The organism is Stenotrophomonas sp. AG209, assembly GCF_003550055.1.
Classification (GTDB): Bacteria; Pseudomonadota; Gammaproteobacteria; order Xanthomonadales; family Xanthomonadaceae; genus Stenotrophomonas.
Window position 1 is genome coordinate 645012 of record NZ_QXDB01000001.1, and the last position, 13545, is coordinate 658556.

General features: G+C 67.8%; 13 protein-coding genes. 12 read left to right on the plus strand and 1 reads right to left on the minus strand.

What is annotated here, in order from left to right; translation table 11 throughout:
* Positions 1-981, minus strand: coding sequence for a helix-turn-helix domain-containing protein (locus DFO63_RS02975; RefSeq protein ID WP_101765650.1), 981 nt, complete (start codon positions 979-981; stop codon positions 1-3).
* 692 nt (positions 982-1673) lie between these two features.
* On the opposite strand from DFO63_RS02975, the gene DFO63_RS02980 reads away from it, so the two are divergent.
* The 12 genes from DFO63_RS02980 (at position 1674) to DFO63_RS03035 (ending at position 13455) form a co-directional block, all read left to right on the plus strand.
* On the plus strand, positions 1674-1862 hold the full coding sequence (locus tag DFO63_RS02980) for a Flp family type IVb pilin (RefSeq protein WP_014037517.1): 189 nt from the start codon (positions 1674-1676) through the stop codon (positions 1860-1862).
* Between the two features lie 89 nt (positions 1863-1951).
* Positions 1952-2497, plus strand: a complete 546-nt coding sequence (locus tag DFO63_RS02985) for a prepilin peptidase (RefSeq protein WP_101765651.1) — start codon at positions 1952-1954, stop codon at positions 2495-2497.
* Positions 2494-2970, plus strand: a complete 477-nt coding sequence (locus DFO63_RS02990) for a TadE/TadG family type IV pilus assembly protein (protein ID WP_075677890.1) — start codon at positions 2494-2496, stop codon at positions 2968-2970. Before DFO63_RS02985 ends, DFO63_RS02990 begins: the two co-directional genes overlap by 4 nt.
* Positions 2971-2995: 25 nt before the next feature.
* Positions 2996-4030 (plus strand): Flp pilus assembly protein CpaB, encoded by a 1035-nt coding sequence (gene cpaB, locus DFO63_RS02995; RefSeq protein WP_101765652.1) that lies wholly within the window; start codon positions 2996-2998, stop codon positions 4028-4030.
* Between the two features lie 18 nt (positions 4031-4048).
* A complete protein-coding gene (locus DFO63_RS03000) occupies positions 4049-5407 on the plus strand; it encodes a type II and III secretion system protein family protein (protein WP_101765653.1) in 1359 nt (452 codons plus the stop codon).
* 27 nt (positions 5408-5434) lie between these two features.
* Positions 5435-6691 carry a fimbrial protein gene (locus DFO63_RS03005; RefSeq protein WP_049443370.1) on the plus strand — a complete coding sequence of 419 codons (1257 nt, stop codon included), beginning with the start codon at positions 5435-5437 and terminating at the stop codon, positions 6689-6691.
* Positions 6676-8025, plus strand: coding sequence for a CpaF family protein (locus DFO63_RS03010; RefSeq protein WP_101765655.1), 1350 nt, complete (start codon positions 6676-6678; stop codon positions 8023-8025). Before DFO63_RS03005 ends, DFO63_RS03010 begins: the two co-directional genes overlap by 16 nt.
* A gap of 2 nt (positions 8026-8027) precedes the next feature.
* Complete coding sequence (locus DFO63_RS03015; RefSeq protein WP_101765656.1) at positions 8028-8984, plus strand: type II secretion system F family protein; 957 nt, start codon at positions 8028-8030, stop codon at positions 8982-8984.
* A 28-nt stretch (positions 8985-9012) separates the two neighbouring features.
* A complete protein-coding gene (locus DFO63_RS03020; RefSeq protein WP_101765657.1) occupies positions 9013-9948 on the plus strand; it encodes a type II secretion system F family protein in 936 nt (311 codons plus the stop codon).
* Entirely contained in the window at positions 9948-10838 is an 891-nt protein-coding gene (locus DFO63_RS03025; protein WP_119006414.1) for a Flp pilus assembly protein TadD, read from the plus strand. The genes DFO63_RS03020 and DFO63_RS03025 overlap by 1 nt, the downstream gene beginning before the upstream one ends.
* Positions 10835-11296, plus strand: coding sequence for a DUF3613 domain-containing protein (locus tag DFO63_RS03030; protein WP_101765659.1), 462 nt, complete (start codon positions 10835-10837; stop codon positions 11294-11296). Before DFO63_RS03025 ends, DFO63_RS03030 begins: the two co-directional genes overlap by 4 nt.
* Positions 11297-11304: 8 nt before the next feature.
* The gene (locus DFO63_RS03035) at positions 11305-13455 is read left to right on the plus strand and encodes a TadG family pilus assembly protein (protein WP_119006415.1); all 2151 of its coding nucleotides are present in this window, start codon (positions 11305-11307) and stop codon (positions 13453-13455) included.
* Positions 13456-13545 lie beyond the last annotated feature (90 nt).

Sequence of the window (13545 nt, forward strand, 5' to 3'; positions counted from 1 at the left end):
TCAGGCCGGCTGGCCGATCTGCGCGGGCGCGCGCATCAGGGTATCGCGCGGCAGTTCGCCGAATACCTTGCGGTAATTGTCGGCGAAGCGCGAAAGGTCCCACAGGCCGCAGCTGAGGGCGATGGCTTTCACCGAACGACGGCTGGAATCTGCCATCGACAGGCTGCGGCAGGCCGCGCACAGGCGCAGCATGGAGAGATAGCGGTTCGGCGAGGTTCCAAACAGGTCTTCGAACGCATAGCGCAGGCCGCGCTCGCTGACGCCGGCGGCATCGCAGATCTCATTCATGTAGATATTGCGGCGCAGGTTGAGCCGCATGAAGTTCTCTGCTCGCTGCGCGATCAGATAATGCGTGCGCCGTGCACGGCTGCAGCCCGGGCGATCCGCCACACCGGCGCCCAGAAGGGCCTGCACATGCTCGTGCAACAGGGTTTCAGTTTCTTCCGGCTGCAGGCCTGCACCCTGCCCCAGCTGCAGATGCAGCTGCTGGTAGTGGCGTGCCAGCGGCGCGGCTTCGCTGGCCAGGTTGAACAGCGACAGTGCCTGGCCAGCGGGAGGCGTGCTGCGCAGGCTCAGTTCGGTCAGCTTGCGCTGCACCCGTGCCACCGGCACCAGCATCAGGGTCATGTGCGTGCCCGGGCTCAGGGTGAACTCACTGATGCCCTCCGGCATGATCGTCAACGCCATGCCCGGCGTGAGCGGTACGCCATGGCACCAGCTCAGCGTCTCATCGGTGGCGTGCAGGTATCCCAGCATCGCCCAGTCCGGTGGCAGCATGAAACGGCCACGGCAATGGAAACCGCAACTGATGCTGCAGAACAGGGCTTCCTCGTGCACGCGCGAAGCGAATGCCGCACGTGGCCCATTGCCATCGAGCAGCAGCAGTTCGACATCACAGACACGAAGCACGCCGCTCAGCGTGGCCAGGTCTATCGACCGCAGGCCGCTGTCGTCGCTGTCTCCTACCCCACCATCGACCATGACAGTGTTGTCCCCCGTTGATCCGCCATGCGATGCGGCCCCCACTGCCTGACAGGGCGCGCATCGATCCATTAACCACTTCCGATGCCGTGCCGGCCGCAACCGCTTCGATGCGACCGACCAGGGAAATGCAATAGCTTGAATGCGAGTATGCCCAATAATCCGCAAAGGTAAACCCGCAGACTTAAATGATAAAAATAGATACACAGGTGAAGAAAATGTCGGAACGAGTGGCACGGTTTTCGCATGCCCCAGGAAAGCGAATCACATTATCTACACGACCATGAATCGTTTTGCCTGAGAACGGATTTTCGTCACAGAAGCAATCTTAAATTTTCAGGTTTTCGGAGTTTCTGCCGAATTTGCATATAGGTTCCAGTTGCAGCCAACCGCCATTCAGGCAAAGTCGATATCACGGTGATCCGGCCATCTGATCTGGCCGCACCCAGGGGGACAGCATGACCACGCACGCATCACTGGATGCCTCGACCACCGGCCCCGCGCCGTGCGGTCGCGACCGTGCGGCCAATGTCCCGCCTGGAGACGATCACCCTGCTTGAGCACAGCGGGTCCATCCCGCCGTGCCTCCTCCGCCAGGACGCGCGGAGGCCCACGGACGATCCCGGCGGAGCCGGGCCACCGCCCAACGCAGGTGTACTGCATCCGCAGACAGGTAGAGGGAGACATTGGTCATGAACGCATCGATCCGCAAATTCCTGAAGGAAGAAGACGGCGTCACCGCGCTCGAGTACGGGCTGCTGGCTGCCGTCATCGCCGGCATCCTGATCGCGGTCGGCAACGACCAGATCAAGGGCTTCTTCGAAACGCTGTTCAAGAACCTCTCCGCACTGGCCACCAAGGCGTCGGGCTCGACGACCTAAGCGGCGACCGCGCGCGGCCGGCAGGGCCGCGACGGCGGGGCGCATGGAACCAGGCGAAGACCGTCCAGTGACGGACGATGGAGTGTGCGATGACACTGCTGGGATTGTTGGCCATCGGCATGTGCCTGCGGATCGCGATCAGTGATCTGTATGCCCGTCGGGTGCCCAACGCCTGGCTGATCGCCGCATGCGTGATCGCCACCGTGGTGATCGTCGCCGGCCAGTTCAGCGCGCCGCGCCAGCCGTGGCTACCCCACGTTGCCGGCGCGGCGCTTGGCCTGTTGGCGCTGCTGCCGTTCTATGCCCTGCGCTGGATGGGCGCCGGTGACGTGAAGTTCTTTGCCGTGCTGGGGCTGATGCTGGGCTGGCAGGCGCTGCTGCCGGTCTGGCTGGTCGCCAGCCTCGCCGCCGGGCTGCACGCCGTGCTGGTGCTGGCTGGCCGCCGCCTGGGCGTGTTGCTGCCCGGCCACCTGCAGATGCAAGTGAATCGCACCAACGCGCAGTGGCAAGCGCATCCGGCCCTGCGCGACATGCAGGCCGCCCGCCAGGGACGACGTGGCATTCCCTATGCAGCCTATCTGGCACTCGCCGCCATCGGCTGGGTGCTGGCCAGCATCTACGGAGGTGCACCGTGAACATCCGCAGCCCACGCCTGCAACGCGGCGTCGCCAGCATCGAGTTCGCCCTGATGCTGATGCTCGGCCTGTTGCCGCTGCTGCTGTTCACCTTCTCCGGGGTGATGATCATGGCGGCGCAACAGACCCTGGCCACCGCTTCGGCCGAAGGCGCGCGCGCCTCGCTGCGCTACGGCACGGCCGGCGAGCGGCGCACTGCCGCCTGCGTCGCCGCACGCACGTCGATGCAATGGCTGCTGCAGTTTTCCAAGCAGAACGTGGACTGCAGCGCGGGGGGCAGCAACGCCATCGTGGTGTCGGCACAGGCGCCCTGCGCCGGCCTGGCCACGGCCCAGTGCATGACCGTGACGGTCAGCTATGACTACGCCAGCTATCCCTTCCTGCCCGGCACCGCCACGCTCTACAAATGGGTGATGCAGGCTCCCATCCGCAGCGTCGCGGTCGCTCAGCTCGATCTCGGCAGCGGCAATTGATGATCGGTACATTGGAGACGGTTCCATGCTCAAGTTGACCCGCATCGCTGCCGTCGCCCTGATCGGCCTGGCCGTGCTGCTGGCGCTGATCGCTTTCATGATCGGGCGCAAACCGGCCGCACCGGTCACGGTCGCGCCAATCGCGCACAACGAGGCGCAGGCCATCACGGTGGTGGAAGCCGTGGCACGCCTGCCTGCGGGCGAGCCGATCAGCGCCAACGGCCTGCGCCTGGCCCAGCGCACCTCACCCGTCGCCGGTGCCGCCACCAGCATTGCAGCCGTTGTCGGCAAGGTGCCGGTGCAGGACATCGCCGAAGGCAGCCCGATCAGCAGCAGCGCATTGGCACAGGGCTTCTCGCTGCAGCTGCGGCCGGGCGAGCGCGCACTGGCCGTGCCCGTGGACGAACTGGTCGGTGCCGGCAACCGCATCCTTCCCGGTGACTTCGTCGACGTCTTCCTCAACCTGCGCAATGCCCAGCCCAGCATCAACAGCCCCGCCGAAGCCGCGCAGACGCGCCTGCTGCTGTCGCGCCTGCGCGTGCTGAGCTATGGCCAGCAGGACATCGCGCCGGTCGCCTCAGAGGCCACCTCAAGTAGCGAGGCCGACACCCGCAACGACCCGCGCGCGGCCGACATCACCGGCAGTGGCGGCAGCCACAGCAGCAATGAAGCCCCGCAACCCGCGCGCAGCGCGGTGCTGGCAGTACCCGTGGCCGACGCCAACCGGCTGCTGCTGGGTGCACAGCAGGGCAAGCTGTTCCTGGCGCTGCGCAATCCCGCCGACACCGGCCTGCCGGACCTGGCGCTGTTCCCGCAATCGCGCGGTGTGATCGACCCGCTGCGCGGGCTCGACGCCGAGCAGCAGCTGGCACTGCAGCGCCCGGAGAACCACGCCTTCGCCGGTATCGACGGCGAAGCGCTGGCCGGCCGCGGCAGCGCCCCGCAACGCAGCAACGCGGATGCACCCACGCGCGCGCCGGCGCCCCGTCGCAGCGCCCCGCGCGCGTCGGGTATCGAGATCATCCGTGGCGACAGTTCCGCCCCCCGTGGCTCCCTTTGACCCGCATCGAGCGCATCCATGACCGAACGTCGCCGCCGTCCACGCCTCTCTCCCCGCCAGCGCTGGCTGGCCCTGCTGCTGGTGCTGCTGGCACCGGCAACGAGCGTGGCCGCCGATGACCTGGTGCTGCAGGCCCGTGAGCAGCGTCCCTGGAACCTGCCGGCCGACCTGGAGCGGGTGGCCATCGCCGACCCCGGCGTGGCCGACATCGTGATGCTGCGTGGCCAGCGCCAGGCGCTGCTGGTGGGCAAGATGCCCGGCACCACCACCCTGCTGCTGTGGCACCGCAAGCAGGCCGAGCCGCAACGGGTGACGGTACGGGTGCAGAGCGCCGTACAGGGTGCTGCCAGCACCGGCGGCAATGATCTGGTGTTCACCCAGCAGGACCAGCAGGGCCTGTTGCAGGGAAGCACCGACAGTGTGCTCTCGCACATGCAGGAACAACGCACGGCGGCGATGGCACTGGGCAAGGACGGTGTGCTTGCCGATACGTCCACCATCAGCAGCGGCGGGGTGGTCCAGGTCGAGGTCAAGGTGGTCGAGTTCAACAAGACCGCGATGAAGCAGATCGGCATCAACTTCCAGAACCGCAACGGCGGCTTCGCCTATGGCTTCGCGCGGCCCGGCACCGGGTTGCCGGGCAACACCGGCCTGCTGCCCGGCATGAAGGAAGGCAACAGCAGCAACGAGGCTGTGTCGCCGATCTCCTCTGCGTTCCGGCTGGTGTTCGGCTCGACCAAGGGCCTGTGGAACGCCGACGTCGAACTGCTGCAGAGCAATGGCATGGCCCGCGTGCTGGCCGAGCCGACACTGGTGGCGCTGTCCGGCCAAAGCGCCAGTTTCCTGGCCGGCGGCGAGCTGCCGATCCTGGAACCGCAGGGGCTTGGCACCACCACCATCACCTACAAGCCGTTCGGCATCGGCCTGACCGTGACCCCGACCGTGCTGGCGGCGAACCGCATCGCGCTGAAGGTGGCGCCCGAAGCGAGCGACCTGGACTACAGCAATTCCATCATGCTCAACAACGTGCAGATCCCCTCGATCACCACCCGCCGCGCCGACACCACGGTCGAGCTGGGCGATGGCGAGAGTTTCGTCATCGGCGGCCTGGTCAGCTCCAACATCGTCTCCAACGTCAGCAAGATTCCGCTGCTGGGCGACCTGCCGATCATCGGTTCGTTCTTCCGCAACTTCGATTACAAGCGCCAGGACAAGGAGCTGGTGATCATCGTCACCCCGCGCCTGGTGCAACCCCTGGCGCGCAACACCGAACTGCCGCTGCCCGGCGAGCGCGAAGCCAAGCCGCATCTCCCCGAGTGGGGTTCCTGGCTGCTGGGTCCGGTCAGCCAGGACCCGGTGCCCGGTTTCTCGCGCTGACTCCCTGATGCCTGCGATACCACGCCCATGCCCTACGCCACTGCCCAGCCGCTGCATCCGCAAGGACCCCCGATGAACCTGGTCCTGTATGGCATGGATCGCGAACTGCTGCCCCGGCTGGCCGCCAAGCTGCCGCCGAGCACCGCCCTGCATTGGCAGGACAGCAACGCGCCCACCTCCGCGCAGGACCTGCAACGCGGCCCGCAGAGCCTGGTGCTGCTCGACTTCCGGCCCGAGCATGCGGCTGCCTCAAGCGTGCTGGCACAGCAGCTGCAGCAGACCCAACCCGACCTGCCCCTGGTGGCAGTGGGGGCCACCAGCGCCGGCCAGGTCGAAGGCGTGGTGATCGCACTGCGCGCTGGCCTGCGCGATGTACTGGACCTGGACAGTGACGACGCAGGCATCGAGGCGGCCCTGCGGCGCGCCCTGTCTCCGCGCCCGGCAGCGGTTGCCCAGCACGCGCACAAGGCACGCCTGATCGTGCTGCTGGGCGTGCGCGCCGGCGTCGGCACCAGCACCCTGGCCGCACATCTTTCGGTGCTGGCGCAGCAGGCGCGCGCCCTAGCCCAGGGCGAAGCCCTGCAGCAGGACGGCCTGCTGATGGAGCTGGCGCAACCCTCCGGTGACCTCGCGCTGTACCTCAATCTCGACAGCCGATTCCATTACGAAGACGCGCTGCGCAACGCCAGCCGCATCGATGCCACCCTCGCCCGCACGGCCATGGCGCGCCATGACTCCGGACTGGTGCTGCTGGATCGTGCCAGTGGCGGCGATGCCGTTCCGCCCTCCGATCCTGGCGCGCTGCTGCAACGCCTGCGCGGCGTGTTTGCCAGCGTGCTGTGCGACGCCGGCGGCTGCCCGCTGCGGCAGCTTCCGCCCTTGTTGCTGGACCAGGCTGACGAGATCTGGCTGGTCACCGATGCCTCGATCGCCACGCTGGTCTCGCTGGACCAGGCGCTGAAGCACCTGGCGGGCCAGCGCGAGCGCGAGAAGCGCCTGCAGCTGGTGATCAACCGCCACGATGACAGCAGCGGCATGAGCCCGGAACAGATCGCGCGCCGCTTCGAAGTACCGCTGCTGGCGACGCTGCCCGAACGACCGCGCGTGCGCCTGGCCGCCAGCCAGGGCCACCTGCTGCTGCAGGATGCCCCGCGCGACCCCTATCTGCGTGCCCTCGCCCCGCTCGTGTCGCGCCTGGATCCGGCCGCCTGCCCGGTCCAGCCGCATGGCCTGCGGGAAAGACTCTCCCTTGCCCTGGGTGGATCGCAATGGAAGACAAGGTAACCCCGTTCCCGCATGCCGTTGCCCGCCCGGTGCTGCCCGAAACTACCCCGGGCCACCTGCCGTTCGCGCAGACCGAGCAGTACCAGAAGGTACTGTCGGCCGCGCATGAGCACCTGCTCAACAGCATCGAGGACGAGCGCATCGACATCGATTCCTGGGCCCCGGACACCATCGCCCGCTGGGTGCAGGTGCAGACCGTGGGCTTCATCCAGGAGTGGCGCATCCCGATCAACGAGGAAGAGATGCAGGTGGTCGCCGAGGGCCTGGTCAAGGAGCTCACCGGTTTCGGTCCGCTCGACGACCTGCTCCACGACCCCTCCATCGAAGACATCCTGATCAACGGCTTCAAGGACGTGCACGTTTCGCAGGGCGGCCAGCTCAGGCGCGCCACCCAGCGCTTCACCGATGACACCCACCTGCTGCGCATCCTGCGCCGCATCCTCGCGCCGCTCGGCCGCCGGCTGGATGATTCCAACCCGATGGTCGACGCGCGGCTGCCCAACGGCGGCCGCCTCAACGCGATCATCTCGCCGCTGGCGGTGGACGGACCGATGGTGTCCATCCGCAAGTTCCGCAAGGACCCGTTCACCCCCGACGAGCTGCTCGCCAAGGGCACCTTCGATGCGCCGATGCAGGCCCTGCTGAAGGCGATGGTGCTGGGCCGCTGCAACATCCTGGTCTCCGGCGGCACCAGCTCGGGCAAGACCTCGCTGCTCAATGCCCTGGCCAGCTACGTGCCGGCCAACGAGCGCGTCATCACCGTGGAAGACACTGCCGAGCTTTCGCTGAACCATCCGCACGTGGTGCGCCTGGAGAGCCGGATCGGCGGCGCCGAGGGCCAGGGCGCGGTCAGCATCCGCGACCTGGTGCGCAACAGCCTGCGCATGCGCCCGGACCGCATCGTGGTCGGCGAAGTGCGTGGCGCAGAAGTGCTGGAAATGCTGCAGGCGATGAACACCGGCCACGACGGATCGATGGCCACCATCCACGCCAACACGCCGCGCGACTGCCTGTACCGCATCGAGATGCTGGCCGGCTTTGCTGGCTTCCAGGGCAGCGAGGACAGCCTGCGCCGGCAGATCGCCAGCGCCATCGATTTCATCGTGCAGATCTCGCGGCTGGGCAGCGGGCGCCGGGTGCTGGTCTCGATCACCGAAATCACCGGGGTCAGCGACAACCTGATCACCACCCAGGAGATGTTCCGCCACGAGGTACAGATCGACGGCAGCGGCCGCGAGACCGACCGCTGGATCGGCCTGGGCTTCCATCCGCATTCGCACAAGCTGGAGCCGTTCCGCCAGCAGCTGCGCGAATCACTCTACGGGGACTTCTGAGCATGGGCACCGGCCTGCTGCTGGGCGTGTTGAGCATCATCTCGGTGCTGCTGGCGCTGGCCGTCTGGCTGTGGGGCACCGCCAGCAGCCGCGAGCAGCGCCAGGCCTCGTTGCAGCATGCCGAGCAGCAGCTGGCGCGCGGCAGCGCCGCCAGTGCGGTACCGGCCGGGCCCGCCGTTGCCGCAGCCAACGATTCCGCCCGCCCCGCCAGCAGTGGGAGCCGTGTACTGCCCTGGGACGGCGTGCTGCAGCGCGCCGGCCTGCAGCCGGGCTGGAAGCTGCCACTGATGCTGCTGGTGCCCGGCCTCGTGCTTGCAGTCGTGGCGGCGATGCGGCTGGGCACGGCCTGGATGTTTCCGCTGACCCTGCTGCTGTACCTGCTGGGCTGCTGGCTGTGGGTGATGCGCCGGATCACGAAACTGCGTGCGCAGCTGCTGCACCAGATGCCGGACTTCCTCGACAACCTGGTCCGCCTCACCGCGCTGGGCAACAGCCTGCAGGCCGCGTTCCAGGTGTCTTCGATGCAGACCAGCGCACCACTGCGTGGCCTGCTCGACACCACGGTGCGCTATGCGCGCAGCGGCATGGACCTGGATCGCGCGTTGAGCCTGGCCGCGCAGCCATATCGCATGGACGTGCTGAAGGTGCTGGCGGTGGTGATCGGGGTGAGCGTGCGCATCGGCGGCCGCGCCGACCAGATCCTGCAGCGCATGGGCGACTTCATGCGCGACCTGGAGCAGGCCCAGCAGGAGCTGGCGGCCACCACTTCGGAAACGCGCATGTCGGCCTGGGTGCTGGGGCTGCTGCCACCGGCCAGTGCGGTGCTGATGGCGATCTCCAGCCCGGCGTTCTTCCAGCCGGTGCTGCATGACCCGCTCGGTCACAGGATCCTGCTGATCGCACTGGGCCTGGAACTGCTCGGAGCGTTCCTGCTGTACCGCCTGGCCAAGTCGCTATGACCGCCCGCCGCCGCCACGGAGGTGCCCGATGAGCGCCACTGCCTGGTTCGCTCTCTCACTGCTGGTGTTGGCGGCCGGTGTCGCCCTGCTCGGCATTGCCGGCTGGGTGCGCAGCCATCGCGAGCACCGCACCTCGGCCACGCTGAAGACCGCCCTGCAACCGCGCGACGAAACCCGCGACAGCGAGGCCACCCGCCGCGACTCGCTGGGCTGGCTGGAGCGCTTCGGCCGCTCGCTCAGTGGAGGCCGCCTGGAGGCCGCGCTGCTGGCCAACGAGGACAAGCTGCTGCTGGACCTGGCCGGCTGGAATACGCGCCGGGGCACGGCCATCTACCTGGGCCTGCGCCTGCTGCTTGCGCTGCTGGTGCTGGCCTTGGCGCTGGCGTTCAGCAGCGCGCACGGGCTGGCCAAGGTGATGGTGGTGATCGGTGCGCTGGCAGCCGGGCTGCTGCTGCCCAAGTTCGTGCTGTCGTCGTGGGTCAAGCGCCGGCGCCGCGCGGTCGAGAACGAGCTGCCCCTGCTGATCGACCTGCTGCGCCTGCTGCAGGGCGTGGGCTTCAGCATGGACCAGAGCCTGCAGACGCTGGGCGACAAGCTGCGCGATGCGCTGCCGGTACTGGGCGGCGAACTGCAGGAAGCGAACGTGGCCTACACCCACGGCCGCACCCGCGCGCAGTCACTGCGGCGGTTGAGCGAGGTCTACGCGGATGACGACCTGACCAGCCTGATGCAGCTGATCCTGCAGGTGCATGCACACGGCGGCGCAGTGCAGGAACCGCTGCGCCAGTTCAGCATCCGCCTGCGCGAACAGCGCCGCAACACGTTGAAGGAAAAGGTCGGCAAGCTCTCGGTGAAGATGACCGTGGTGATGATGCTGACCCTGTTGCCGGCACTGATGCTGGTGCTTGCCGGTCCAGCGCTGGTCGCGCTGGCCACCACCATGTCCAAGATGGGATCGCCCTGATGCCTGCCCTGCGCACTTCCTGCCTGCTGCTTGCCACCGCCCTCGCCGCCCTGGCCAGTGGCTGCGCCTCGACCACGCCGAAGTACGTGCGGGCGCCCAGCCTTGCGCCGCCGGAACCCGATCCACAGGACAGCCGCAACGCCTACCTGGAACTGATCGAACGCATGCAGCAGCAGGGCGCCTGGTATGCCTCGCTGGCCCACGTGGAGGCCTTCCGCCAACGCTATGGTGATCGCCCTGCCCTGCGCCTGCTGCAGGCCGACGCACTGCGCGAGATCGGCCAGACCGACGCAGCGGCCACCCTGTATCGCGAGCTGTCCAGCGGGCCGCAGGCCGCCGCTGCCGCGCATGGCCTGGGCCTGATCGCTGCACGCCGCGACGACGATGCAGGCAGCGAACAGGCGCTGGCGCGCGCCACGCAGTTGCAGCCCTTGAACACCGACTACCTTGGCGACCTGGGCTATGCGCGGCTGCGCGCCGGCCAGTTCGACCAGGCGCGCGAGCCGCTGGCCAAGGCCCTGGAGCTTTCGCCAGGCAACGCCAAGGCCACGGCCAATCTCGCACTGTGGGCGGTACTGCGCGGCGATCAGGCCACGGCAGAGCGCCTGTCGGAACAAGCCAACCTCAACGAGGAAACGCGCCGCAGCATCCAGCAGCAGGCCCAGCAGATCCGCACGCGCCTGCAGCAGCGGCAGGCCGCTGCCACCGTCAACGCCCCGGCGCCTGAGCTCACGGCCAGCAGCGAACGCGGCGCCCGTGCATCGGGCAGCACCCGGCTGGCAGCCGAACCACGCCGCGAAGCACGTGACGAGCGCGATCCGCAGCGCCTGCCACCGTCGATGCTGGAACGCTTCAGCACCACCGATCACCCGACCGGAAGCACCCCATGACCGCGATGCGCCTGACCCGACGCCTGTTGCCCGTGCTGTCCTGCCTGCTTGCTGCCGGTGCCGTGCAGGCACAGCAACAGCCATTGACCGGACAGATGCTCGGTGGCCCCTTGCCGTCGGCACCGGCCGCAGCGCCGATGCAGGCCGAGCCGCTTCCCACCGTGGAGCTGTCCTCACCCGCCGCATCCGCAGCGGTGGCTGCGGCACCGCCGGCAATCCCCGCAACCGACGTTGCACCACCGGCAACACCGCGTGCGCGCCTGCAGAGCGGCGAGGCCACCCGCAACCTGTTCCGCATGCAGGCGTCGGGGCAGCAGGCCGGCCAGCGCCTGCCGATCCTGGGTGACCAGGCCACGCTGAGCTATGCGCGTTACCTGAAGAGCTTTGAACACGAGATCCCGGACTTCTTTGAGACCGATGTTGCCCGGTCCAAGGACGCCTCTTCCTCCGGACGCTGAGGTCGGCCATGAAACGCCCACGCCAGTTCAGTTTCAGTCGCCCACGCGGCGGCATGTCGGTCACGATGATGCTGGTCATGCTGGCGCTGCTGGCCATGCTGGGCCTGATCGAGATCGGCTATCTGTTCTGGGCCAAGCGTGATGCGCAGAAGGTAGCCGACCTGGCCGCACTGGCCGGCGCACAGCGGCTGGAGCTGTGCAGCGCGGACAACAGCGACAACAGCGCAGCCCGGCAAAACGCGCTGGCCCAGAACAGGTTCGCAGGCACCCTGCAGATCCGCTGCGGCAACTGGAGTGCCAGCCGCGGCACCAGCAACCGTTTCGTCACCAGCGTTGATGCCAGCAACCCGCGCAATGCCGTGCAGGTGATCGCCGAGCGCAGCGTGCTGCCCTTCTTCGGCCAGAACACCAGCCTGCCGACCGTCAGCGTGCAGGCGGTAGCCCGCCGCTCGGAGCCCACGGCGGTGTTCGCAGTGGGCTCGCAGCTGCTGCGTACCAATGGCAATTCCGTACTGCTGTCGACCCTGCGCCTGGTCGGCCTGGACGTCACCAATGCCACGGTGCTGTCCTATGACGGCCTGGCGCAGGCCAACGTCACGCCATCCGGCCTGCTGAAGGCACTCAACATCCCGGTGAGCGCCAACCTCAGCGTGGCCGACTTCAACCGCCTGCTGTCGGTCAACAAGATCTCGCTGGCGCAGCTGGTCGATGCCACCGCCACCGTCGTCGGCCGTGACTCGACGGTGGGCGTGCAGCTGCGCGCCCTGTCCGACCTGGTCGCCACCCAGCTGGACATCAACAAGCTCAACATCGTGCTCGGCAGCCAGGCCGGCGGCGGTGGCCTGTTCGCGGAAGTTGTCTCACCCGACGGCACCGTCGGCAGCGCGCTGGAATCGAAGATCAACGTGCTCAACCTGATCAACACCGCCATCTCCATCGCCAACGATGGCAACGGCGTGACGATCAAGGGACTGGACCTGCTGGGCATCAACATCCAGGGCGGCGTGGTCGAACCGCCATCGATCGCCATCGGCGGCGTCGGCACCCGTGCCTACAATGCGCAGGTTCGGCTGATGGTGGACGTGGACAGCAACAACCTGTTCGCGCTGGGGCCGCTGCTGAACCTGCTCGGCACGCGCCTGCACCTGCCGCTGCACGTCGACGTGGCCAACGGCATGGGCACGCTGACCGGCATCCAGTGCGGCGCCAGCCCACCCAAGGCCACCATCCAGGTCGATTCATCGGTGCTGCGTGCCTGCGTCGGCAATGTCGACCCCGCGCAGCGTTTCTCCAAGGCCAATGTCTGCGACGCCACGCTGCAGAACGAGCAGCTGTTGAAGCTGCTGGGCCAGCCGCTGATCAATGACAAGATCACCCTCCCCGCGCTGACCAGCACGCAGAACCTGACCCTGGCTGCCGGCGAGACCGGCTCGACCCGGATCAATCCGCTCGCGATCGGTGACGCGGTGTCGAGCCTGGTCAACGAACTGCTGCGGGTGCTGTCGGGCATGCTCAGCTCGCCCAAGCAGGGCATGAGCGCCAACGACACGGCCAAGGCGCTGGCCGACCGCTACCTGCAGGCGGCCTTCCCCACTGGCGGGCGCTACAACGTCGACCAGGTCATCCCGCTGCTGCGCGATGGCGACCCGGCACGCAATCTCGCGCCGCTGGGCAACTGGACGGTGAAGAATGGCGTCCCCAAGCCTTGCCTGCTGGGCCTGACCACCTGCTGGGAAGACGGCTCGGTGTGGACCGGCTACAAGACCACCGTCACCGGCCAGGGCCTGGGCCTGCTCGATGGCCTGCTCGGCTCGCTGGTCGGCGGCCTGCTGATCAACCGCTGCGACAGCCTGCTCGGCAACCTGATCGACTACAACGGCTGCGTGCGCAACAACCTGGCGTCGTACATCCAGACCGCGCCGGCGGGTTTCCTCGATGGTGCCGGTGGCAGCGGCGTCACCAACCCCGACGGCAGCGTCAGCTGCAGCGGCCTGCTGTGCACCCTGCTGAAGCCGATCCTGGCCGCACTGCGGCCGGTGCTCAACAGTGTCGGCACCCTGCTGACCAACCTGCTGGCCAGCGTGCTGGGCCTGGAGCTGGGCCGGACCGACGTCAACGTGCAGTCGATCCAGTGCAGCGCCGCACAGCTGGTCTATTGAAATCGAGCCGTGACGGGCGCCCTTGGCGGCGCCCGCGCGCATGCTAGACTCCCGGCGGGGAACCACCTTCATCTCAACCCACACTCATCC

What these genes read in the sequence shown, in the direction of transcription:
- DFO63_RS02975 (WP_101765650.1), bottom strand. Translation starts at nt 981, where the DNA reads ATGGTCGATGGTGGGGTAGGAGACAGCGACGACAGCGGCCTGCGGTCG.
- DFO63_RS02980 (WP_014037517.1), top strand. Translation starts at nt 1,674, where the DNA reads ATGAACGCATCGATCCGCAAATTCCTGAAGGAAGAAGACGGCGTCACC.
- DFO63_RS02985 (WP_101765651.1), top strand. Translation starts at nt 1,952, where the DNA reads ATGACACTGCTGGGATTGTTGGCCATCGGCATGTGCCTGCGGATCGCG.
- cpaB (WP_101765652.1), top strand. Translation starts at nt 2,996, where the DNA reads ATGCTCAAGTTGACCCGCATCGCTGCCGTCGCCCTGATCGGCCTGGCC.
- DFO63_RS03000 (WP_101765653.1), top strand. Translation starts at nt 4,049, where the DNA reads ATGACCGAACGTCGCCGCCGTCCACGCCTCTCTCCCCGCCAGCGCTGG.
- DFO63_RS03005 (WP_049443370.1), top strand. Translation starts at nt 5,435, where the DNA reads ATGCCCTACGCCACTGCCCAGCCGCTGCATCCGCAAGGACCCCCGATG.
- DFO63_RS03010 (WP_101765655.1), top strand. Translation starts at nt 6,676, where the DNA reads ATGGAAGACAAGGTAACCCCGTTCCCGCATGCCGTTGCCCGCCCGGTG.
- DFO63_RS03015 (WP_101765656.1), top strand. Translation starts at nt 8,028, where the DNA reads ATGGGCACCGGCCTGCTGCTGGGCGTGTTGAGCATCATCTCGGTGCTG.
- DFO63_RS03020 (WP_101765657.1), top strand. Translation starts at nt 9,013, where the DNA reads ATGAGCGCCACTGCCTGGTTCGCTCTCTCACTGCTGGTGTTGGCGGCC.
- DFO63_RS03025 (WP_119006414.1), top strand. Translation starts at nt 9,948, where the DNA reads ATGCCTGCCCTGCGCACTTCCTGCCTGCTGCTTGCCACCGCCCTCGCC.
- DFO63_RS03030 (WP_101765659.1), top strand. Translation starts at nt 10,835, where the DNA reads ATGACCGCGATGCGCCTGACCCGACGCCTGTTGCCCGTGCTGTCCTGC.
- DFO63_RS03035 (WP_119006415.1), top strand. Translation starts at nt 11,305, where the DNA reads ATGAAACGCCCACGCCAGTTCAGTTTCAGTCGCCCACGCGGCGGCATG.